Source organism: Ferrovum sp. PN-J185 (assembly GCF_001581925.1).
Lineage (GTDB): Bacteria > Pseudomonadota > Gammaproteobacteria > Burkholderiales > Ferrovaceae > PN-J185.
Genome location: NZ_LQZA01000004.1, coordinates 127,532 through 149,186, shown reverse-complemented (window position 1 = coordinate 149,186; position 21,655 = coordinate 127,532). Strand labels below are relative to the sequence as shown.

Sequence of the window (21,655 nt, the reverse complement as noted above, 5' to 3'; positions counted from 1 at the left end):
CTGTAGCTAATGAGTCGTTGTCTCGACAAATTCGACATTTTTATGATTTAAGTAACGGCATTTATGGGAGTCCAAGGATTTATACCGATTTGAAAGAGGCAGGAATTCATTGCGGTGAAAATCGCATAGCACGCCTCATGAAAGTAGCGCAAATCAAGTCAGTGCGGGGATACAAACGTCCACGATATAAAGTAGGAAGGCCTTCACAGGTTGCTCCCAATAAGTTGCAGCGACAATTCACATATGATCATCCCGATCAAGCTTGGGTGACGGATATTACATATATTCGAACCTATGAAGGGTGGCTGTATTTGACTGTAGTGATTGATCTTTACTCTAGGGCTGTGATTGGCTGGAGCATGAGAAACAGCTTGGAGACCAAAATTGTTTTAGATGCATTAACAATGGCTAAATGGAGACGAAAACCCAAAGGAGAAATCATCATTCATTCCGATCAGGGCAGCCAGTTTGGCAGCGATGAGTTTAATCGCTGGTGCAAAGACAATCAATTAAGCCCCAGCATGAGTCGAAGAGGAAATTGTTGGGATAATGCGGTTGCAGAATCATTTTTTAGTAGCTTAAAAAGTGAGCTGATCAAGCGAAGGATATATCCAACAAGATCAGAGGCGAAGTCGGAAATATTTGACTATATAGAAGGCTTTTACAATCGAACGAGACGCCACAAACATCTCATGCAATTGAGTCCTATGGAGTTTGAAAAACGTCAAACTGCGTTATGAAGTATGTCTACAAAATTGGGGGAATGCCATGGTGTTTTTGCTAAGGTTACGCAAAGTGCCATTCGTCGTATTGCATTAACGGTTTTTAGGCATTTGCATTCTCTTAATCTTCGTTTCCATCTTGAGCGTCAAACAGGTGGGATGTCACGAGATATTGAGCGAGGAACAAGAGGTATTGAGTCACTAATGCGTTTTACCCTCTTTAGTATTATGCCAACTTTGGTTGAAATACTGCTGGTTGCAAGTATTTTGGCTTGGAAATACGACATCTGGTTTGCGTTGATTACATTGATTACTTTGGTTATCTATATTGCTATTACTGTCGTTATAACCGAATGGAGAACGCAATATAGACGGCGTATGAACGAATTAGATTCAAGAGCAAATGCGCGAGCTATTGATAGTTTAATCAATTATGAGACGGTTAAGTATTTTGGTAACGAGTCATGGGAAGCTAAACGTTACGATGAAAACCTAGAAAAATGGGAAAGCGCTTCTGTTAAAAGCCAGACTTCACTTGCTCTTTTAAATGCGTCTCAAAGTCTTATTATTGGTTTGGGTGCTACTATCCTGATGTACCGTGCAGCACTTGGCGTTTATCAAGGTCACTTATCTATTGGCGATTTGGTACTTATTAACTCTCTTTTACTACAACTGTATATTCCTCTCAATTTTTTAGGTGTCATTTATCGTGAGATTAAACAATCTCTCGCAGATATGGATCGCATGTTTCGTTTGCTTTCAGTGAATGCTGAAGTGAAAGATAAAGACAATGCAACGGAATTGGTATTAAAAGACGCACCACAGGTTTGTTTTAATACAGTGGATTTTGCTTATGATGCTCGTCGTCCCATTTTGCATCAGGTGAGTCTGACTATTAATCCTGGGAAAACTGTTGCTGTGGTGGGACACAGTGGGGCAGGGAAGTCGACGTTGTCACGTCTACTCTTTCGTTTTTATGACATTCAAAGTGGCAGTATTACTATTAATGGACATGATATACGTGACTTGAGTCAACATAGTCTTCGTGCAGCCATTGGTATTGTTCCTCAAGATACGGTGTTATTCAACGACACGATTTTTTATAATATTGCTTATGGTCGCCCTCAAGCAACTCGTGACGAAGTGATTGCAGCAGCAAAAGCTGCCCATATTGATGGGTTTATTGCAAGTTTACCTGAAGGGTATGACACGGTAGTGGGTGAACGTGGATTGAAGCTGTCAGGTGGTGAAAAACAACGTGTTGCAATAGCTAGAACCCTATTAAAACGTCCGCATGTGCTGATTTTTGATGAGGCTACCTCTGCATTGGACTCGCATTCGGAAAAAGAAATTCAACAAGAGATTACCGCTTTATCTAAAACGCATACTACGTTAATTATTGCGCACCGTCTTTCAACTATTGTGCATGCCGATGAAATAATTGTAATGGATCAGGGAAGAATTATTGAGCGTGGTCGCCACGAGGAGTTATTAGCAGAACATGGCGCGTATGCAAGAATGTGGGTATTGCAGCAAAAAGAAAAAGTGAAGCAGGAAAGTGAAGTTTAATTTACCTTACAAAAATCGTGTAAATAGTTGATCAATTTAAGGAAAATTTGTAGATTTCACTTGCGTTTAGAACTATTTTTTTGTATTGTTAATGCATTACAATAAAAGGGTCTTAAACGTGCTGACAAAACACCTTTTACGGTTAGTTTCCGTTGCTTTTTCTTTAACCGCTTTGAGTGGTTCGTTTTTAGTACATGCAGCTGACCAGCAACATACACATAAGCATCACCATCGGAAAATTCATCGAGTCTCTTTCGACCCTTCACATATTAATTTGTTATCACGCTCTGCACTCGTCATTGATGAATTAGATCATCATGTGGTTTTTTCAAAAAACCCAGACCCCATTCAACCGATTGCTTCAATTACTAAATTAATGACTGCAGTAGTGGTATTAGAGTCAAATCAAAATTTAGATGAAACTCTCACTGTATCAAAAGATGACGTTGATACCCTACGTTTTAGTAGCTCACATTTAAGAGTTGGTGCGCAAGAAACTAGACTTAACTTTTTGAAAATGGCTCTTATTGCCTCTGAAAATCGTGCAGCCAGTGCCTTAGGTAGAAACTATCCTGGTGGTTTACCCGCATTTGTTGCGAAAATGAATGAAGAAGCAAAAAAACTTGGCATGATACATAGTCACTTTGCCGATTCTTCAGGACTCAATGGGAAAAATGTATCTTCAGCAGAAGACTTAGTGCGTCTGGTTGAAAAAGCTAGAACTATTCCATTAATTCATAAAATCACTACTACATCGGAAGTAACGCTCCCAGTAGGCTATCGTCACCAAATGGTTCGTTTTAAAAATACCAATCCTTTAGTTGCTAAAGAAGATTGGGAAATTGGTTTATCTAAAACTGGTTATATTAACGAATCAGGACAATGTTTAGTAATGGAAGCGAAAATCACGGGTCATCCCATGGTCATTGTTTTATTAGACTCTCACGGTCACCAAGCACGTATTAATGATGCTCGTCGCGTAAGGCAATGGTTAGAGTATCGCTCCAGAACCAAGAACACAACAGTAGGGCAACTTTAAGGTTAGGTATAAATCATGAAAGTTGGTCTTTTCGTTACATGTCTTATTGATATGATGCGTCCATCTATTGGTTTCTCTGCCATTGAGCTATTACAGAATGCGGGTTGCGAAGTTGTGGTGCCAGATAACCAAACTTGTTGTGGCCAACCAGGTTTTAATTCAGGTGATCGAGAATCTGGAAGAACGCTTGCGAAACGCTTTGTTGAACTCTTTAACGGTTGTGATTATGTGGTAGTTCCCAGTGGCTCTTGCACTGGGATGATACGTATTCATTACCAGGATTTATTTCCTGAAAACAGTCAACTACAACTACAAATTAACACACTTGCACAACGTACTTATGAATTAACTGACTTTTTAGTCAATGTTCTAAAAGTTGAGATAGTGCCTAATGAGTTTAAAGGAACCGTCACTTATCATGATTCCTGTTCAGGCTTAAGAGAACTGAATATTAAACATCAGCCTCGTAAACTACTTGAGTCTATGAATGGGTTAACTTTGAAAGAAATGGATCAAGCTGAATTATGTTGTGGTTTCGGCGGTACTTTCTCAGTTAAGTTAGGTGATATTGCAACCCGTATGGCAGATAACAAATGTCATTATGCGCAACAAAGTGGTGCGGAAGTTATTGTGGGTGGTGATTTAGGTTGCTTGTTGAATATTGAGGGTAGGTTAAGACGAATGGGTGACAACACCACACAGGTCAAACATGTGGCAGAAATACTTACACATAAAGGGAAGTAATCATGGAGCTCACTTCCTTTACGTTTAAGAAAAACGTTAAAAAGAAATTATCCGATGCTCGTTTGCAAAACAATATGCGCCGATTTGGAGGTCGTTTTGTTGAAGCGCGCGCAAAAGTCATGCAGGAAGTGGATAACCTTGAAGAGATTCGTGTCGCTGCTGCGGCTATACGTGACCGTTCATTAGATAATTTAGATACCTATTTGACATTGTTTGAAGAACAAGCCACTCAACGTGGAACCGTTGTTCATTACGCAGAAACAGCCCATGATGTAAACCGTATTGTGCTTGAGATTGCTAAAGCCAACCAAGTTAAGAAAATCGTTAAATCAAAGTCTATGGTCAGTGAGGAGTCTGGACTGAATGATGCGGTTATTGCGGCAGGCATAGAAGCAATAGAAACAGATTTAGGCGAATATATTTTACAGTTAGCCAAAGAGCCTCCATCACATATTATCGCCCCTGCTATTCATAAGAGCGTGGAAGAAGTGGCTGAGTTGTTTTCAGAACATCACCACACACCTAAAAGTACTGATATACCAGCATTATGCCGTGAGGCAAGAGAACAGTTACGCCCACATTTCTTAAGTGCCGATATGGGGATCTCAGGTGGAAACTTTCTAATTGCAGAGACCGGGTCAGTGGCCATTGTTACTAATGAAGGTAACGGTAGGATGGTCACCACCATGCCTCGTATTCATGTGGCTATTACAGGTATTGAAAAGGTACTGGGTACATTAAATGACTTCTCTACCATATTAAGATTATTAACGCGCTCTGCCACTGGACAAAGTATAACCAATTACGTTTCTGTGATGACTGGTATACGTGATGCAGATAATGCTGACGGTCCTGAACAATCTCATATCATTTTGGTTGATAGTGGTCGTTCACGTCTGCTTGCTGGTCGATTAAAGCAAGCATTACGTTGTATACGATGTGGTGCTTGTATGAACCATTGTCCTGTTTATCAGAATATTGGTGGTCATGCTTATGGATGGGTTTACCCTGGGCCGATTGGCGCAGTGCTTACTCCCTCCTACGTGGGGTTAAAAGAAGCTCTCGATTTACCGCAGGCCTCTACCCTATGCGGTGCGTGTCAAGTAGTGTGTCCCGTTAAAATACCGTTACCTGAATTGATGCGTGTACTACGTGAAGATTCATTTTCTCAAGGTTTGCGTCCATGGCACGAAAGATTGTCAGTAACTATTTGGCGTTATACCGCTAACCACCCTAAGCTGTATGGATTCATGACGCGTCATGTGGTGAAGTTATTAAAAGTATTAGGTGGGAGCAAAGGACTCATTCACAGGCTACCCGGTTTAGATGGTTGGACTGAGGGACGTGATATGCCGGCACCTACAGGTAAAACTTTTAGAGATCAATATAAGGCTCAACAAGATGAGCGCAAGAGATAATATATTTGCCCGTATTCGTCGTGGTTTAGGTTTACCTACCACTCCTTTAGCTGAAGAACGTGAAAGAGCATTATCTGTCATTAATGATAAACCGCGCGGACCACGTCCTAGTCAAGTATGGCAAGATCCTATTTCTCGATTTATTGAACGCTGTCAACAATTGTCTACTACCACAGAAGTCGTATCTGACATAAGTGCTATTCCTCAAGCTGTATCTAACTATCTCAATCAATATAACTTGCCACGACAGATGGTTATCTGGCCAGATTTCAGTCAATATAATTGGCAAGAAGTAGGTATCACTGTTCGTGTTGGTAGTGCTAAGGGAGATGATCTTGTGGGAGTGACAGGTGCCTTTTGTGCTATTGCAGAAACGGCAACCTTAATGTTACCTTCCGGCGTAAATACGCCTTCCACTGTTAGTTTACTTCCTGAGACTCATATTGCACTATTAGATAAAAAGAGAATCGTCAACTACATGGAAGATGCCTGGGCACTTTATATGGCAGAAAAAGGGATATTACCCAGAGCAGTGAATTTTGTATCAGGACCTTCTCGTACCGCTGATATTGAACAAACTATTATTATCGGTGCTCATGGACCGTATCGTGTTCATATTATTCTTTACTAAGTAGCTGTCAGCGTTCTATTTCAATATTATGTTTCAGTGATCGCTTAAGTAGCCCATTAATCTGTTGTTCTGCTGTATTCAACGAGCTAATAAACGCACTCAGTATCTTTGGCTGCATTTCATGGTTTCGCCAAATATCCTCTAACAATGTTTTAGCAGTTACATTGTTGTTATAGGTCTCATTAATTAAAAAATGAAGCCAAGATATTTTTTTATTGACTTGTTTATTAACGAGTAAAGGAGATGAATGCATCGTTAATAGTTGTTTTTTTAGTTGCTGATGCTCTCGAGTTGATACTAGTTTTAAATCACTCAATCGTTCAATAATGGCGTAGTGTGTCTTGTGATGTAGAGGATTGGTTGTCCTACTATTAAAGGATAAGCGTGACTTGTTAGAATAATAGTAGCGTTGGGTTAGCTGAGCTAGGGAAAGTGCATCATGCAGAGGATTTTGATGAAAGAGTGCTCTTGTCCCATGTTCTTCAAAACATGAATAATAGTGTTGGTAATTCAGTTTACTTAAGGTATTGATTGTATTGATAGGGGAATAGGGACCCCATTTGTTAAGCAGATATTGTGAGCTTAATTTTTTATCAATAAGAGAAGGTTTAATATGAATGACATGTCCATTTAATGAAGTTGACCAGCTAAAGGATTGGTGTTGTGGTATCAATTGAATATGACAGTAATTCAATATTGTTTGAAACTGATCCCAATTACTGTGCGGCATATCGACGTAGTCTACTAATTGATCTTTTAAATAACGACGAAGCCATTGATAAAAGGTAAATGGTTTTGTATGGATAAATTCATAATTATGATCGTTTTTGGAGAAAATTCTAACGTCAGAATTATCCTGATGATGAGTTTTTACATCGCGTTTGAGTGATCGCAGTAATTGTTGTTGGTGATGGTCTGAAAACAATAAAATATGAACATGAGGATGAGGGGTGTTGGTATGGGTGAACCACAGAGCTTGACTATAAAACGATTGATGATGATTTAAAAAACGAGTGAGTTCCTTGTTGATTGATAGATAATCAGTTGAGGAAGACTGCCAACTGATTACGCCATGAACCATGAGCGTATGTGGATTTGCGGTAAGTAAAAACGCTCCTTTGAGTAAGTAGGTCATACTGAATATATCTTTTTTGTTATTAAGTGTGGCTTTAAAGCCCCTTTGTCCCATTAATCCCTGACTTAAACACCAATCTTCCTCTTTGAAGTAATCACGAGTTAAGTACAGTAATAGAGGTCTAAATGAAGTCATTTGACTGGTTGGTTTAATCGACAATAGTTTGAAACTTATCTTTGGCATTGATAAAAAAGATGTATTTCATCTAAGAGCTGACTAAGCTTGTTATAAATACGATTCAGCGAGAATTCATCATATTGAGATAGGTGAGACGTGTTTTCAATAATAAACGATACCATTAGTTTGAGTTCATGTAGTTCAACTAAAAATACTTCAATGCTCATATTATTAAGGTCGTAATCCAATAAGCGAGCCTTGACCCATAGAGCTTCGGGTAGGCCACTTCGCTTAATCGCAAGACGAACAGAGAATACTTCTTTGGCGTTGAGCGGAGCATGGCTAAAGGTAATGGGATCCATGCTGATAATCTGTATCAGTGGAAGTTTTTTAATTAAGATTAATTCTTTTTAAAAAATAGAATACTGACTTCAAACCCACTATGGTTGGCAAGTTGTTGCATATTGATTGAGGCGTGATGAAGTTCAATAATGCGTTGAACAATGGATAACCCCAGCCCACTACCTTGTGCAGTGGTTCCGTTTAATCGATAGAAGCGATTGAAAATGTTAATTTGCTCGTCCGGATCAATACCCTTACCTTGATCAATAACAGCAAGACGTATTCCTTCAGGCGTGTCTGTTAATTCAATATTGATATGTGAATGTTCAGGAGCATAGCGTAGCGCATTATCTAGTAGATTACGTAACACAATTTCAAGTTGCCATCGATTACCAATTACGCTTAAATCAGTCTGACAGTGGCATTGTATATTAATGTGCCGTTGATTTGCGTAACCCGTGAGATCAGATTTAACTTTATGAATAACCTGGTTTAATTCAACCTCAGTCATTTCGTTTTGTGCATTTTCAGGATCAACGCGAGCTAGGATGAGTAGTTGCTCGATTAAATGAGTGGAACGTTCAGTGCCTTGAATTACCTGTTGTAAGGCATGTAAACGGTCATCATCATTGTCCGCTCTCATGGCAACTTGTGCTTGTGTTTTAATAGCAGCCAAGGGTGTTCTGAGTTCATGAGCTGCATTTCCTGTAAATTGTTTTTCACTATCAAGAGAGCGTTTTAGTCGATTAAGTAAATCATTAATGGAGGCGGCAAGGGGAGTGACTTCATCGGGAACTGATGCTAAATCAATCGCATCCATACGAGAGGCATTTCTTTCTACAATCGCTTGTCGTATTCGCTGTAAAGGAGTCAGCCCCATTCTGACTGTAAACCAGATGAGAATACCTAAAATAGGAAAAAAAGCCAGAGTAGGTAACAGTATTTGGAAGCTAATATGTTGTGCTAATTTGGCGCGTGTAGCAACTGGTTCAGCAATAAAAATATGATAAGTGTGATGGCTATCCCACTCATTCAATAATCGCCATTTTTTATTTAAATAGTGTATTTCTTGAAAGCCAGGTTGATCATTTTGAATTAATGGTGTTTCTGGAGCATGCATTGAGCGCATGACAATTCCATCATTATCCCAAACTTGATACAGCATGGTTTGGGCATAAGGTTGACTCTCAGGTGGATTAAATCCACCATGCTCAATAATCTCTTCTTTTTCTCTACGCGCCATACCAAGTAAAATATGAGCAGCTTGCGTAATCTCTGCATCAAATACAGCATCAATTTCATCACGCGTTTCGTAACGTGTTAATAATGCTGTCATCAACCAGGCACTAGATAACAATGCGACCAATAAAACAATTAAACGTCGTCGTATGGAGGTCATAGTTTGTCGATTACATAACCAATACCGCGAATAGTGCGTATTAACTCATTACCTAGTTTTTTACGTAAATGATGGATATGAACCTCAACTGAATTGCTTTCGATTTCATCGTCCCAACCATATAACTTTTCTTCTAATTGTTCCCTTGAGAATACCCGCCCTTGATTGAGTAATAATTGCTCAAGAATACTGAATTCTTTAACAGATACGCCAATAACTTGATTATTCAACATAACGGTATGGGCAGCAGGATCAAGAATCAATTCTCCGCGGATTATGACAGCAGAGCTTTGTCCGCTACTACGTCTCACAAGCGCCCGAATTCGGGCTAATAATTCATCTAGATCAAAGGGCTTGATAAGATAATCATCAGCACCACTATCCAAACCTTTGATTTTATCCGATAGTGTATCTCGCGCTGTTAAAATTAAAACTGGAATTGCGTTTTTTTGACTACGACAATCAGCAAGAACATCTAAACCTGACTTCTTTGGTAAATTGAGATCTAAAATCATGGCACTATAGTCACCGGTTTTGAGAGCATGAGTAGCAGCCATTCCATCTTGTACCCAGTCGGTTGCGTATCCTGCTTGTTTTAAACCGGCACGAATCCCATCGCCTAGAATTGAATCATCTTCTACCAATAAAATTTTCATGATTAGTTCATATTTATTTTAGTATTCATATTAGGCTGTTATTTTTTTAAATTAATTGAATAAAATTAACAGCCCGAACCCTATAAGTATCATTACTCTTTATCATGTTTTTTTATCACACGATATAAATAACCACTGACCATAGCTTGAGCTAATGGCGTTTTATCTTTTACTTCATGCCATATTAAAGCTGCAATATGAACCAGAATAAATGCCCAAAAGAAGTTATAAATGAGTTCATGTGGTTCATGAAATAAATCTTTTAACGACTTATTACCACCTAATAATCCATCTAAGGGCCCCATATTAAGTTTAATTGCAGCAAGACTTAAACCTGTTAAGACCATTACAATTAATAATAAATAGAATAACAGATAAGCAGCACTGGCCATTGTAGAATGTCCCCAACGTTCAGTATCTAGCCATTTTCTGGTTTTAATAAAATTGATCCAAACTTGAGGATGCCATAGATCACTGAATTTAGCACTATTAGGCCCAATCACTCCCCAAATAAGCCTGAATAGTAGCCCGATAGCAATCCCATATCCTACCCACACATGAATATGCCACAGCGTATCTCGTTGAATTCCTTTTTCAATATAATCAGCAATCAACGCAGTAAAAATTTGAATGGTAATGAGTACACCATTCCATACATGAATGATACGTAATAGAGGATCAAATACTTTTTTCCGTTCATAGCTAAGTTGTTCCATGATAGGTTCTCCGGTTAGTTATCATGAATTGTAGTCCCTGATTCTTAATATGATCTTAAATTTTATTATTATCAATTTTTTGAGTAAAAAAAAGGTGGTCTGGGGAAGACCACCGAAAGGGGGAGACAGTGATTGCTGATTCACTCAGCTTACTGTCTAAGTTAATTAAAACATGAATTTCTTAAATGAATCTTAATAAAAAGCTCAGTACGAATAACTAATGGAGTCGTTGGTAGCGTATTTTTCATTTTCTCTAGTGGTTTTCAGTTAAGGAAAATTAATTAACTATGCGTAGAAAATAAAAAATCAGAGTCTACAATTTGTAGAACGAAGAAAAAAGTCTACTGAGAACTGTTGTATAAATGACTTGCTAATCAAGAAAAAAACTTTTATATTGATTATATGAAAAACACATGCATCAAATCATCATTTAATCTATATTTAGGTGGCTCACTAGGCCTCCTACTACTGCGCTCTGCGCGCTAAAACTATCCAATTCCCACAATTCGTTGTATTCTTGTCTCTTTAAATAGAGATAATTCTATTAAACAAATCAGATAGTTAGGAGCTGATCGTGAAACAACAACTGATTATATTTGACACCACTATGCGTGATGGTGAACAAAGTCCAGGCGCATCAATGACCCGAGAGGAAAAAATACGTATCGCTCGCCAATTAGAGAAATTACGTGTTGATGTGATCGAAGCAGGTTTTCCTGCTGCAAGCCAAGGCGATTTTGAGTCTGTTCGAGCTGTGGCATCGGTCATTAAAGACAGTACTGTTTGCGGCCTGGCTCGTGCCCAAGAAAATGATATTCGTCGAACAGCGGAAGCCATAGCACCCGCACAACGAGGCCGAATTCATACTTTTATTGCTACCTCTCCCATTCACATGGAAAAGAAGTTACGCATGGCTCCTGATCAGGTCTTAGAAGCCGCAGTAAAAGCAGTCACTTTAGCCAGACAGTTTACTGATGATGTAGAATTTTCTTGCGAAGATGCTGTCCGATCAGAAACTGATTTTATGTGTCGTGTGATTGAGGCAGTGATTCGAGCTGGAGCGCGAACAATTAATATCCCCGACACAGTGGGGTATGCCATTCCTTTTCAATATGGTGAATTAATTAAAACATTGATAGAGAGAGTACCTAATTCAGACCAAGCTATTTTTTCAGTTCATTGCCACAATGACTTAGGTTTGGCTGTATCCAATTCTCTGGCTGCAGTGTTATCAGGAGCGCGTCAAGTTGAGTGCACAATCAATGGCTTGGGTGAGAGAGCAGGGAACGCTGCATTAGAAGAAATTGTGATGGCAATTAAAACACGCCATGATATTTTTCCTGTGGAAACGCGTATTGATACCACTCAAATTGTTCCTGCTAGCCGCTTAGTATCGACGATTACAGGCTTTCCTGTGCAACCTAATAAAGCAGTGGTGGGAGCCAATGCCTTTGCTCACGAATCCGGTATTCACCAAGATGGTGTGTTAAAACATCGTGAAACCTATGAGATTATGAGAGCTGAGGATGTGGGCTGGAATACCAACAAATTGGTATTAGGTAAACATTCTGGTCGTTCCGCTTTTAAAGCGCGTCTTGCTGAGTTAGGTATTGAACTGGATTCTGAAGTGGCATTAAATACAGCATTCCAACGTTTCAAAGATTTAGCTGATAAAAAGCATGATATTTTTGATGAAGATATTCATGCCATTGTTAGTGAAGAATTAACTGAACCTGAAGCTGAGCTTTATGGTTTGATTTCATTGACGGCACACTGCGAAACAGGTGAAGCGCCTTATGCCCGTTTAGTCATTACTCATCAAGGTAGAGAGAGTCAAACTGAGTCCACAGGTAGTGGTCCGGTTGATGCAACATTTAAAGCTATTGAAGCGATTATTCATAGTGGTGCAGAGCTCCAGCTTTATTCTGTAAATAATATTACCAGTGGGACAGAGTCACAAGGAGAAGTGACAGTGAGACTGAGTCGCGGTGGTCGTATTGTAAATGGCTTAGGGGCTGACACTGATATAGTTGTGGCTTCTGCAAAAGCTTATTTAAGTGCATTGAATAAGTTGGATAGTAAAGCGCAACGAATGAACCCTCAGTCTGCAGGAGTGGTGTGAAACGTATTTCAATTTGGTTGTTCCCACTCACCCCATTGTTAAATACATTGGGGTTTTTATGGTTTGTATTAAAAAAGTTTCATCAAGATCGTTGTCTACAAACTGCATCTAGCCTTACTACTACCACATTATTTGCCATTATTCCCTTAGTGACGCTATCGCTGAGTATGTATTCTCTGATGCCAGGGTCACAACTAATAAGTAAGAGTGTACGCAGCTTTTTAATGGCTAATTTATTACCGGATGTGGCCTCACGGATGATTAGTATGTATACATTACAATTCTCACAACATGCTGAACAATTAACCGTGGTGGGGCTTGGTGTATTACTATTTGCTGTGTTGTCTTTAGTGGTGACTGTTGATCATGCCTTTAATGCAGTATGGGGTAGTACACCTAAGCATCAATGGTACGCACGTTTAATGATGTATTTGATCGTCGTAGTAGGGGGGCCTGTTATGTTAGGTGTCACCCTGTGGGCTTTTACCACAGCGATTAAAACCTCTTTGGGTTGGGTTGGTGAGAGTCACCATCTAATTAATAATGCAATTCAATGGAGCTCATTGATTACCCTGGTACTGATATTAAGCTCAGCTTACTATATTATTCCTGGAAAGACTGTCAAAAAACGTCACGCATTGGTAGGTGGGATAGTTGCTGCGTTTGCTTTTGAGGGGCTTAAAAATGGCCTCACTTGGTTTATCACCCATTTCTCTGCTTATAAAATTATTTATGGTGCGTTCGCAGCACTGCCCATATTTTTATTATGGATCCAATTATCATGGGCAGTGGTACTGTTTTGTGCGGTATTAACTGCGAGTTTACCGACTTGGAAAATGAAGCTTTAGGTTAAAGCGTTAGGCATAATCCATTGACGCAGAGTGTGTGCAAGATCAGTGAAAGACACTTTCTTGGATTCGCTGTCATGTCTACCTTTTACTTCAACAGTTCCCTCTTGCAAACCTTTGTCACCTACTACTATTCTAAATGGAATACCCATTAGCTCTTGATCAGCGAGCATCACGCCTAGCCGTTCATCGCGGTCATCCCACAACACATCAATCCCTTGATGGGTTAATAGGTCATAAATTTGGCTGGAGGTTTCTTCAACCAATGGGCTTTTCTTAAGACCGATGGAAATAAGACTGACTGAAAAAGGTGCAATAGCTAAAGGTAATGTGATGCCATTTTTATCATGGTGTTGTTCAATTGCAGCAGCAACAATTCGGCTTACTCCAATACCATAACAACCCATTTCCATAACTTTATTTTTTCCTTTTTCATCAAGGAAAGTTAAATTCATGGCCTCTGCATATTTGGTGCGTAACTGAAAAATATGGCCAACTTCAATACCACGGCAGAGCTTCAGTGAACCTTTCCCATCAGGAGAGGGATCTCCTTCAACGACATTCCTTAAATCTAGATACTCTTTAGGTTCACTGCAGTCACGTCCAAAGTTTACATTAATATAATGGCTATCGATGTGGTTAGCACCACACACAAAGTTAGCCATGAGTGACACTGAACGATCAGCTAGAACAGTAACTGAAGAAGGAAGATTAACCGGACCTATGAAACCTGAATAAAGACCTAGTTGAGTCAACTCTTCTGCACTGGCAAGTCTTGCTCCTACTATAATTTTTTCTGTTTTAACCCAGTTTAATTCATGATCACCTCTTAATAGAATAAGGTAGGGTTTATTCTCCTGATCAATGATTAAGAGCGACTTCACAATCTGTTGAATAGAGAGATTGAGAAATGTTGCTACCTCTTCACATGAAGTCACTGAGGGAGTATTGACTTGTTCCATAGTCGAGTTAGCTGCTGGGCGCTGACCTGAAGGCATCACTGCTTCAGCCAGTTCAACGTTCGCGGCATAATCAGATTGATCGCTATAGGCGAGGGCATCTTCACCTGAGTCTGCAAGAACATGAAACTCATGAGAGCCAGAACCCCCTATAGCACCTGTATCAGCGGCTACTGCTCTAAAATTCAGACCAAGACGTGTAAATATACGTTGGTAAGTGTCTTTCATGACTGCATAGGTGTCTTCAAGGCTCGTTAAATCGGCATGGAAAGAATAGGCATCTTTCATGATAAATTCACGAGCTCGCATGACACCAAAACGAGGGCGAATTTCGTCACGAAACTTAGTTTGAATTTGATAAAAATTAATAGGTAATTGACGATAGCTTTTAATTTCACGACGAGCTACATCACTAATCACTTCTTCATGTGTGGGACCATAGCAAAAATCACGATCGTGTCGATCTTTAATTTTAAGCATTTGTGGACCAAACTTTTCCCAGCGTCCTGTTTCTTGCCATAATTCAGCAGGGATAACAGAGGGCATCAATAACTCTAGAGCTTCTGCTTTATTCATTTCCTCACGTACAATTGCCTCAATTTTTCTGAGTACTCGAAGGCCCAATGGCATCCAAGTATATAAACCACTGCCAAGACGGCGAATATAGCCTGCTCGAAGCATTAACTGATGAGAGATTAATTCAGCCTCCTGGGGGGCTTCTTTGAGTGTAGAGATAAAAAATTGTGTGGCGCGCATGAATAGCTCGAATAATAAAAACTATTATTTTACTCTATCCTGAAGAATTGATTTGCCTTACTTATGACTGATGAGGGTAACTACGAACAGACTAGGTTATCTCTATGAATTAACTCTTCATCACTGACAAAGCCAAGAGTGCTTTCAATTTGATCACTGGTTTTGCCAAGAATTTGTTGTGTTTCTTGACTGTTATAGTTGATTAAACCACGAGCAATCTCTTGATTTTGCTGATTTAGACAGGCCACCAGTTCACCTCTATTAAAGTGTCCTCTCAGGGATTTGACACCGATGGGTAGCACGCTTTTTCCTTCTTTAACTACAGCCAATACTGCGCCCTCATCCAAAACAAGTTGGCCTTTTACCTGTAATTGACTCGCCAACCAATGTTGTTTGGCATTGAGTTTTTGGGTATTGGCTATTAGTTGGGTTCCAATTAACTCACCCTGGGCTAAGCGATAAAGAACATTACTTTCTCGACCACTCACAATAGCAGTATGTGCACCACGTGTGGCTGCTCGTTTAGCTGCTAATACTTTTGTGAGCATGCCACCTTTTCCTAAACTTGACCCAGCACCTCCTGCCATGGATTCAAGCGTACTATCACCTGCTGTTGCCTCATGAATTAAGATCGCGTCAGGATTATGTCTCGGATCTTTATTGAACAGCCCTGTTTGATCAGTCAGAATAATCAATCCTTCCGCATCCACAAGACCTGCAACAAGAGCGCCTAAAGTGTCATTGTCCCCTAAACGAATTTCATCGGTTGCAACGGTATCATTTTCATTAATAATAGGGATAACATTCATGTCTATTAAGGTTAACAGAGTAGAGCGGGCATTAAGGTAACGTGTACGATCAGCAAAATCCTCATGGGTGAGCAGAACTTGTGCTGTGGTGAGACCATGTTCTGAAAAACAGCTCTCCCACATTTGCGCTAACCCCATTTGCCCTACAGCTGCAGCAGCTTGTAATAGGGGTAGTTCGCGTGGACGTTCAGTTAAACCTAAGCGTTTCATTCCTTGTGCAACAGCACCTGATGACACCAATAACAGTGTTTTATTCGTTTCTTTGTTAAGTCTTACCATCTGTTCAACCCATTGGCTAATGGCATTGCGATCAAGACCTTGACCATCATTGGTCAGTAGGCTACTACCAATTTTGATGACGAGACGGGAGCTGTTTTTAACAAAAGAGTTATTCTTCATGCGCTGTGTTGTCTAGATGTGTACTATCAATTTCACCCGGTTCTTGTTCAATAGGGCTTAGTGTATCTAAATAGTTCATTACCGCATAGGTTACCGCCTTAGTCCCCTCGCCGGTAAGCGCCGAAATAGAAAATACAGGCAGTTCATTGAACTGTTCTTTAATGGTACTCACAACCTGTTGTTGAGTGGCTTCATCCAAGAGGTCGATTTTATTTAATAAAATCCAGCGTGGTTTTTGGTAAAGAGTTTCATCATATTTTTTAAGCTCAGTTACTAGTGCGTGTGCTTGTTCAATGATGTTTATCGATTCATCTAAAGGGGCACAATCAATTAGATGTAGGATCAGTCGAGTACGGGTTAAGTGTCGTAAAAATTGGTGACCTAACCCCGCACCTTCAGCGGCCCCCTCTATTAACCCAGGAATATCTGCAATAACAAAGCTCTTGTTATCATCAACACGAACCACACCTAAATTAGGATGTAAGGTAGTAAAGGGATAATCAGCCACTTTGGGACGCGCTGCTGATACAGAGCGAATAAAGGTGGATTTCCCTGCATTGGGGTAACCAAGCAAACCAATATCTGCGAGAACTTTAAGTTCTAGTTGTAATTCCTTGGATTCACCCTCTTCACCAGGAGTAAATTGTCTTGGGGTGCGGTTGGTACTGGATTTGAAATGTAAATTACCAAGGCCTCCTTGACCACCTCGAGCAAGTAATACGCGTTCATCATGGTGAGTTAAATCAGCTAGCGTTGCTCCTGTTTCTTTATCCTTAATAAGGGTGCCAACAGGAACGCGTAATTCAATGTCATCAGCACTTTTACCATTACAGTCTGAGCCACGGCCAGGTTCACCATTTTTTGCACGATGGATACGGGCGTAACGATAATCTATCAGAGTATTTACATTTCGATCAGCACGAGCCCAAATACTGCCACCACGGCCACCATCGCCACCATCAGGACCACCTTTAGGAATATACTTTTCCCGGCGAAAGCTGGCTGAGCCATTGCCACCTTTTCCTGCGTGAACTTGAATTATTGCTTCATCAATAAATTTCATAATAAAAAAAGCCCTATCGGTTGATAGGGCTTTCCTAAATAGTTTATCTCAGCCCTTAAGCACTAGCTGCGACGGGTTCGATTAAAGCAAATTTGTCCTTGAGTGGACCCTTGGTGCGAAACACAACACGGCCTTCAACCTTAGCAAATAAAGTATGGTCTTTTCCCATGCCGACATTTGCACCGGGATGAATGCGTGTGCCGCGCTGGCGAACAATAATGCTGCCTGCACTAACTAATTCACCACCGTAAGCTTTAACGCCTAATCGTTTCGATTCTGAATCACGGCCGTTACGTGAACTACCACCGGCTTTTTTGTGTGCCATGCGTTTTTACTCCTTAGCCTTTAACGATGCTATCAATTTGCACTTCAGTGAAACCTTGACGGTGACCTTGATGCTTTTGATAGTGTTTACGACGACGCATTTTAAAGATTTTTACTTTATCATGACGCCCATGTGCCAATACTTTAGCAGTTACTTTGGCTCCTGCCACGAGAGGGCGACCAAAAGTAATGTCTTCACCATCAGCAACCAATAATACTTGGTCAAGGTCAACAGTTGAACCGACTTCCACTGAAAGCAACTCAACTTTTAATTTTTCTCCAGATTGCACGCGATATTGCTTGCCACCGGTTTTAATTACAGCGTACATTTGACGCTCCTAAAATAGATCAATAAAACAGAATCCGAAATTATAGAGGGTTTTAGACCCTTTTGTCAAAATCTTCATTGGTTGTCCTTGTTAGCCCAAATTAGGCTTGTTTTGGTGCAAAGAGGCTTGTGAATAGTTAGCTTTCAAATCAACGCCTGGCGTTAAGCTGCAATATAGTTTAAATCTAATAGTTTAGGTTGACTCTTATGTATTGGTCACCCTATTATTGATTTTTCTGAACACACATAATAAAAAACTGAATGAAATTCAATGACATCAAATTATTAGCCCAAGCCGATATGGATGCTGTGGATCATGTGATTCGTAAGCAGCTTTATTCTGATGTGGTTTTAGTTAGGCAAGTTGCCGAATACATCATCCAAAGTGGTGGAAAGCGTTTAAGACCACTCATCACCGTATTGATGGCAAAAGCATGCGGTTATGAAGGGACTCACCACCATACTTTGGCTGCAGTCATTGAATTTATCCATACAGCAACGTTACTTCATGATGATGTGGTAGACAAATCTGAGTTGCGACGTGGGAAAAAAACAGCCAATGAGTTGTTTGGTAATGCTGCAAGTGTATTAGTTGGAGATTTTCTCTACTCTAGAGCCTTTCAAATGATGGTGGGGGTAGGGCAGATGACAGTGATGGATATTCTAGCTAATGCAACGAATATTATCGCCGAAGGAGAGGTGTTGCAATTATTGAATTGTCATGACCCGGATGTGGATGAAGAGCGTTATCGCCAAGTAATTAAATATAAGACTGCACAATTGTTTTCGGCGGCAGGTCAGCTAGGTGCGCTTATAGCCAATCAATATGAGCCCATTCAAACGCAAGCTAAAGAATACGGTACTTATTTGGGTAATGCTTTTCAGATTATTGATGATGTGCTGGATTACTCAGGTAACACAGAAGAGCTAGGTAAAAATCTAGGAGATGACTTAGCTGAGGGGAAAGCCACCTTACCTTTAATTTATGCTATGCAAAAAGCCAATAATGAAGATCGTGATTTTTTACGTTCAGTAGTTATTGAAGGTGGTACAGATCATATGGATCGAGTGATGGCAATTATTAACGCTACAGGATCCTTGATCTATACCAGAGAGGCCGCTGAACGAGAGGCTAGCTTAGCAATCGACTGTATTTCCACATTTCAAGATGGCCCATATAAAAATGCACTGATAAGCCTTGCTCATCTTGCTGTAGAACGCAATCACTAATTCTTCACTTGTTGATTGGTTTAGTCACAAAAATTTAATAAAAATGTCACGTTTCGTTCATGCCCGCATGGCTTAATGGACGCGTGAAAACCAATGACTTAGACATCAATCACCACTACAGAACCATCTGGATTTCAGATACCCATCTTGGAACCCCAGGTTGTCAGGCAGATTATCTACTCGATTTTTTAAGAACCCATGAAGCTGAAACCATTTATTTGGTTGGTGACATCATCGATGGATGGCAATTAAAAAAGGGGTGGTATTGGCCTCAAACACACAATGATGTAATACAAAAATTATTAAGAAAAGCCAGAAAAGGGACTCATGTTGTATACGTACCTGGTAACCATGATGAGCTAGCACGTCAATTTATTGGCTTGGCTTTTGGTGATATCAAAGTATGTGAAGAGGCTATTCATACCCTACGAGATGGACGAAAATTATGGGTAGTTCATGGAGATCTCTTTGATGGAATTACCCAACATGCGAAATGGTTATCGCATTTGGGTGATAGTCTCTACACCATGATTCTTAAATTTAACCAATGGTTTAATGCGGTAAGAGTGCGTATTGGATTACCCTATTGGTCACTGTCACAATATCTGAAACACCAAGTTAAAAACGCTATTAATTATATCGCTTCTTTCGAGGCGGTGATGGTAGCTGAAGCCAAGCGTCGAGGCTGTCAGGGAGTAGTATGTGGTCATATCCATCGTGCCGAAGTAAGGGAGATTGATGGTCTCTTATATTGTAATGATGGGGATTGGGTAGAGTCCCTAACAGCATTAGTTGAAACCCATGATGGTCAGTTAAAAATTGTCGAGTGGCGTAGTCGTGTTGAGGCACCGCTCAATCTAGGTCCGGTTCACCAAGAAGAGCTATTTCCAGAAGGAGTTGTTTCATGAAAATTATGATCGTGACTGACGCGTGGGATCCGCAAGTTAATGGTGTGGTGAGAACATTAAAAAATACTCGTAAAGAATTAGAGTTATTAGGCCATCAAGTGGAGATGCTGACTCCGCAGGAATTTAATACTATTCCCTGCCCAACTTATCCTGATATTCGCTTATCTTTATTTCCAGGGACCAAGGTTCGTGATCGTATTCGTGAATTTAATCCCGATGCTCTTCATATCGCTACCGAAGGCCCTCTGGGTCTAGCTGCACGGGCATTTGCAGTGAAACGTCAACTCGCTTTTACGACTGCTTACCATACACGTTTTCCGGAATACGTAAAGGCACGTTTTGCTATTCCTTTGTCATGGACCTATGCTTTCTTACGTTGGTTTCATGGTCCCTCACATGCTGTGATGGCACCTACTCCAGTTGTGATTAAAGATCTCCAACATTATGGTATGGCAAACGTAGTGCTGTGGACTCGTGGCGTAGATTTGGATATTTTTAAGTTTCAGAAAGAGAAAGGGCTGAAACTTAACACTGCTCCCCCGATTTTTTTATATGTTGGTAGAGTGGCAGTTGAGAAAAATGTAGAGGCGTTTTTGGAATTGGATTTACCTGGTTCTAAATGGGTGGCGGGTGATGGTCCTGCTATGGCTGATATCCGAGCAAAATACCCTGATGTAAATTATTTGGGTGTGTTAAGTCAAACAGAATTAGCTGAAGTTTATGGTTCTGCTGATGTATTTGTTTTTCCAAGTAAAACAGATACGTTTGGATTGGTTTTGTTAGAGGCAATGGCCTGCGGCTGTCCTGTGGCAGCATACCCGGTAACTGGTCCCTTGGATGTAATCGGACAATCTGGAGCGGGGGCACTAAACAATGATTTACGTCAGGCATGTCTTGATGCTCTGACTATTTCTCGTGAGCAAGCCCGTTTACATGCAGAACAGTTTTCATGGTCCAAGGCGACCGAGCAATTTGCCGGATATTTAAAACCTTTACCTGAGAATATTACTAATAATCTAACTCATGAATCCCTCTCCAGAGCATCTTAACGAAAGCCCCTTTAAGGGTAAATCCGGTATACGTCGGATCATTAATGCCTTGGGGTACTCAATTCAGGGATTAAAAGCGGCTTATCATCATGAAAGCGCTTTTCGACAAGAGGTTATTTTGTCTGTGTTACTCATTCCCATTTCTTTGTTTTTAAAAACATCAGGAGTAGGGCATGCCCTAATGGTAGGAAGCGTTTTATTGGTGTTATTGGTTGAGTTGTTAAATTCTGCCGTAGAAGCCGCGGTTGATCGAGTTTCTTTAGAAAAACATCGTTTATCAAAACGCGCAAAAGATATTGGTAGTGCCGCTGTGTTAATTAGTTTGATTAATGTTGCTGTGATTTGGTTACTGATTTTGTTTTACTAAGATTA

The 21,655-nt window shown here is 40.2% G+C and carries 21 protein-coding genes and 1 pseudogene; 12 read left to right on the top strand and 10 right to left on the bottom strand.

Annotated features, from left to right (window positions below; genetic code table 11):
- The 6 genes and pseudogenes from FV185_RS08420 to FV185_RS08395 form a co-directional block, all read left to right on the top strand.
- Nucleotides 1–740: IS3 family transposase (locus tag FV185_RS08420; RefSeq protein ID WP_067496393.1), on the top strand; the 740-nt coding region annotated here is incomplete at its 5' end.
- Nucleotides 741–2,291 (top strand): annotated as a pseudogene (locus tag FV185_RS08415) (ABCB family ABC transporter ATP-binding protein/permease); the annotation flags it as partial.
- Nucleotides 2,292–2,409: 118 nt separating this feature from the next.
- Nucleotides 2,410–3,330: a serine hydrolase gene (locus FV185_RS08410; RefSeq protein ID WP_067496388.1), complete on the top strand. Its 921-nt coding sequence runs from the start codon at nucleotides 2,410–2,412 to the stop codon at nucleotides 3,328–3,330.
- 15 nt (nucleotides 3,331–3,345) lie between these two features.
- Nucleotides 3,346–4,074, top strand: a complete 729-nt coding sequence (locus tag FV185_RS08405) for a (Fe-S)-binding protein (protein ID WP_067496385.1) — start codon at nucleotides 3,346–3,348, stop codon at nucleotides 4,072–4,074.
- A 2-nt stretch (nucleotides 4,075–4,076) separates the two neighbouring features.
- Complete coding sequence (locus FV185_RS08400; protein ID WP_067496382.1) at nucleotides 4,077–5,492, top strand: LutB/LldF family L-lactate oxidation iron-sulfur protein; 1,416 nt, start codon at nucleotides 4,077–4,079, stop codon at nucleotides 5,490–5,492.
- The gene (locus FV185_RS08395; protein ID WP_067496379.1) at nucleotides 5,476–6,123 is read left to right on the top strand and encodes a LutC/YkgG family protein; all 648 of its coding nucleotides are present in this window, start codon (nucleotides 5,476–5,478) and stop codon (nucleotides 6,121–6,123) included. Before FV185_RS08400 ends, FV185_RS08395 begins: the two co-directional genes overlap by 17 nt.
- Before the next feature lie 7 nt (nucleotides 6,124–6,130).
- Here the strand turns inward: FV185_RS08395 and FV185_RS08390 are convergent, their stop codons facing one another.
- From FV185_RS08390 to FV185_RS08370, 5 genes are all read right to left on the bottom strand, one after another.
- The gene (locus FV185_RS08390; protein ID WP_067496376.1) at nucleotides 6,131–7,441 is read right to left on the bottom strand and encodes a hypothetical protein; all 1,311 of its coding nucleotides are present in this window, start codon (nucleotides 7,439–7,441) and stop codon (nucleotides 6,131–6,133) included.
- Complete coding sequence (locus tag FV185_RS08385) at nucleotides 7,429–7,737, bottom strand: hypothetical protein (protein ID WP_067496373.1); 309 nt, start codon at nucleotides 7,735–7,737, stop codon at nucleotides 7,429–7,431. The genes FV185_RS08390 and FV185_RS08385 overlap by 13 nt, the downstream gene beginning before the upstream one ends.
- A gap of 38 nt (nucleotides 7,738–7,775) precedes the next feature.
- Nucleotides 7,776–9,116 (bottom strand): HAMP domain-containing histidine kinase, encoded by a 1,341-nt coding sequence (locus tag FV185_RS08380; protein WP_067496370.1) that lies wholly within the window; start codon nucleotides 9,114–9,116, stop codon nucleotides 7,776–7,778.
- Complete coding sequence (locus FV185_RS08375) at nucleotides 9,113–9,772, bottom strand: response regulator (protein WP_067496365.1); 660 nt, start codon at nucleotides 9,770–9,772, stop codon at nucleotides 9,113–9,115. Before FV185_RS08375 ends, FV185_RS08380 begins: the two co-directional genes overlap by 4 nt.
- A gap of 92 nt (nucleotides 9,773–9,864) precedes the next feature.
- Nucleotides 9,865–10,488: a cytochrome b/b6 domain-containing protein gene (locus tag FV185_RS08370; protein ID WP_067496362.1), complete on the bottom strand. Its 624-nt coding sequence runs from the start codon at nucleotides 10,486–10,488 to the stop codon at nucleotides 9,865–9,867.
- Between the two features lie 574 nt (nucleotides 10,489–11,062).
- Between FV185_RS08370 and FV185_RS08365 the strand changes: the two genes are divergently transcribed.
- Both FV185_RS08365 and FV185_RS08360 read left to right on the top strand, forming a co-directional pair.
- Nucleotides 11,063–12,610: a 2-isopropylmalate synthase gene (locus FV185_RS08365; protein WP_067496359.1), complete on the top strand. Its 1,548-nt coding sequence runs from the start codon at nucleotides 11,063–11,065 to the stop codon at nucleotides 12,608–12,610.
- Nucleotides 12,607–13,458: a YihY family inner membrane protein gene (locus FV185_RS08360; protein WP_067496355.1), complete on the top strand. Its 852-nt coding sequence runs from the start codon at nucleotides 12,607–12,609 to the stop codon at nucleotides 13,456–13,458. Before FV185_RS08365 ends, FV185_RS08360 begins: the two co-directional genes overlap by 4 nt.
- Here the strand turns inward: FV185_RS08360 and FV185_RS08355 are convergent.
- From FV185_RS08355 to rplU, 5 genes are all read right to left on the bottom strand, one after another.
- Nucleotides 13,455–15,173: a proline--tRNA ligase gene (locus tag FV185_RS08355; RefSeq protein ID WP_067496353.1), complete on the bottom strand. Its 1,719-nt coding sequence runs from the start codon at nucleotides 15,171–15,173 to the stop codon at nucleotides 13,455–13,457. The genes FV185_RS08360 and FV185_RS08355 overlap by 4 nt on opposite strands.
- A gap of 80 nt (nucleotides 15,174–15,253) precedes the next feature.
- Nucleotides 15,254–16,381 carry a glutamate 5-kinase gene (gene proB / locus FV185_RS08350; protein ID WP_067496350.1) on the bottom strand — a complete coding sequence of 376 codons (1,128 nt, stop codon included), beginning with the start codon at nucleotides 16,379–16,381 and terminating at the stop codon, nucleotides 15,254–15,256.
- Complete coding sequence (gene cgtA / locus FV185_RS08345; RefSeq protein WP_067496347.1) at nucleotides 16,371–17,444, bottom strand: Obg family GTPase CgtA; 1,074 nt, start codon at nucleotides 17,442–17,444, stop codon at nucleotides 16,371–16,373. The genes proB and cgtA overlap by 11 nt, the downstream gene beginning before the upstream one ends.
- Before the next feature lie 55 nt (nucleotides 17,445–17,499).
- The gene (gene rpmA / locus FV185_RS08340; RefSeq protein WP_067496344.1) at nucleotides 17,500–17,769 is read right to left on the bottom strand and encodes a 50S ribosomal protein L27; all 270 of its coding nucleotides are present in this window, start codon (nucleotides 17,767–17,769) and stop codon (nucleotides 17,500–17,502) included.
- Between the two features lie 13 nt (nucleotides 17,770–17,782).
- Nucleotides 17,783–18,097, bottom strand: coding sequence for a 50S ribosomal protein L21 (gene rplU / locus FV185_RS08335; RefSeq protein WP_067496341.1), 315 nt, complete (start codon nucleotides 18,095–18,097; stop codon nucleotides 17,783–17,785).
- Between the two features lie 260 nt (nucleotides 18,098–18,357).
- On the opposite strand from rplU, the gene ispB reads away from it, so the two are divergent.
- Genes ispB through FV185_RS08315 form a run of 4 tightly spaced genes read left to right on the top strand, consistent with a single transcriptional unit; the run spans nucleotide 18,358 to nucleotide 21,650 of the window.
- Nucleotides 18,358–19,326 carry an octaprenyl diphosphate synthase gene (gene ispB, locus FV185_RS08330; RefSeq protein WP_156474222.1) on the top strand — a complete coding sequence of 323 codons (969 nt, stop codon included), beginning with the start codon at nucleotides 18,358–18,360 and terminating at the stop codon, nucleotides 19,324–19,326.
- A 59-nt stretch (nucleotides 19,327–19,385) separates the two neighbouring features.
- Nucleotides 19,386–20,234: a UDP-2,3-diacylglucosamine diphosphatase gene (locus tag FV185_RS08325; RefSeq protein WP_067496338.1), complete on the top strand. Its 849-nt coding sequence runs from the start codon at nucleotides 19,386–19,388 to the stop codon at nucleotides 20,232–20,234.
- A complete protein-coding gene (locus FV185_RS08320) occupies nucleotides 20,231–21,283 on the top strand; it encodes a glycosyltransferase family 4 protein (RefSeq protein WP_067496335.1) in 1,053 nt (350 codons plus the stop codon). Before FV185_RS08325 ends, FV185_RS08320 begins: the two co-directional genes overlap by 4 nt.
- Complete coding sequence (locus FV185_RS08315; protein WP_067496332.1) at nucleotides 21,258–21,650, top strand: diacylglycerol kinase; 393 nt, start codon at nucleotides 21,258–21,260, stop codon at nucleotides 21,648–21,650. Before FV185_RS08320 ends, FV185_RS08315 begins: the two co-directional genes overlap by 26 nt.
- Nucleotides 21,651–21,655 lie beyond the last annotated feature (5 nt).

Bases quoted from the DNA above. Each gene is read 5' to 3' on its own strand.
- FV185_RS08355 (WP_067496353.1), bottom strand. From the start codon at position 15,173: ATGCGCGCCACACAATTTTTTATCTCTACACTCAAAGAAGCCCCCCAG.
- FV185_RS08375 (WP_067496365.1), bottom strand. From the start codon at position 9,772: ATGAAAATTTTATTGGTAGAAGATGATTCAATTCTAGGCGATGGGATT.
- FV185_RS08385 (WP_067496373.1), bottom strand. From the start codon at position 7,737: ATGGATCCCATTACCTTTAGCCATGCTCCGCTCAACGCCAAAGAAGTA.
- FV185_RS08370 (WP_067496362.1), bottom strand. From the start codon at position 10,488: ATGGAACAACTTAGCTATGAACGGAAAAAAGTATTTGATCCTCTATTA.
- cgtA (WP_067496347.1), bottom strand. From the start codon at position 17,444: ATGAAATTTATTGATGAAGCAATAATTCAAGTTCACGCAGGAAAAGGT.
- FV185_RS08320 (WP_067496335.1), top strand. From the start codon at position 20,231: ATGAAAATTATGATCGTGACTGACGCGTGGGATCCGCAAGTTAATGGT.
- ispB (WP_156474222.1), top strand. From the start codon at position 18,358: ATGAAATTCAATGACATCAAATTATTAGCCCAAGCCGATATGGATGCT.
- FV185_RS08395 (WP_067496379.1), top strand. From the start codon at position 5,476: ATGAGCGCAAGAGATAATATATTTGCCCGTATTCGTCGTGGTTTAGGT.
- FV185_RS08390 (WP_067496376.1), bottom strand. From the start codon at position 7,441: ATGCCAAAGATAAGTTTCAAACTATTGTCGATTAAACCAACCAGTCAA.
- FV185_RS08325 (WP_067496338.1), top strand. From the start codon at position 19,386: ATGCCCGCATGGCTTAATGGACGCGTGAAAACCAATGACTTAGACATC.
- FV185_RS08315 (WP_067496332.1), top strand. From the start codon at position 21,258: ATGAATCCCTCTCCAGAGCATCTTAACGAAAGCCCCTTTAAGGGTAAA.
- FV185_RS08380 (WP_067496370.1), bottom strand. From the start codon at position 9,116: ATGACCTCCATACGACGACGTTTAATTGTTTTATTGGTCGCATTGTTA.
- proB (WP_067496350.1), bottom strand. From the start codon at position 16,381: ATGAAGAATAACTCTTTTGTTAAAAACAGCTCCCGTCTCGTCATCAAA.
- rplU (WP_067496341.1), bottom strand. From the start codon at position 18,097: ATGTACGCTGTAATTAAAACCGGTGGCAAGCAATATCGCGTGCAATCT.
- FV185_RS08400 (WP_067496382.1), top strand. From the start codon at position 4,077: ATGGAGCTCACTTCCTTTACGTTTAAGAAAAACGTTAAAAAGAAATTA.
- FV185_RS08405 (WP_067496385.1), top strand. From the start codon at position 3,346: ATGAAAGTTGGTCTTTTCGTTACATGTCTTATTGATATGATGCGTCCA.
- rpmA (WP_067496344.1), bottom strand. From the start codon at position 17,769: ATGGCACACAAAAAAGCCGGTGGTAGTTCACGTAACGGCCGTGATTCA.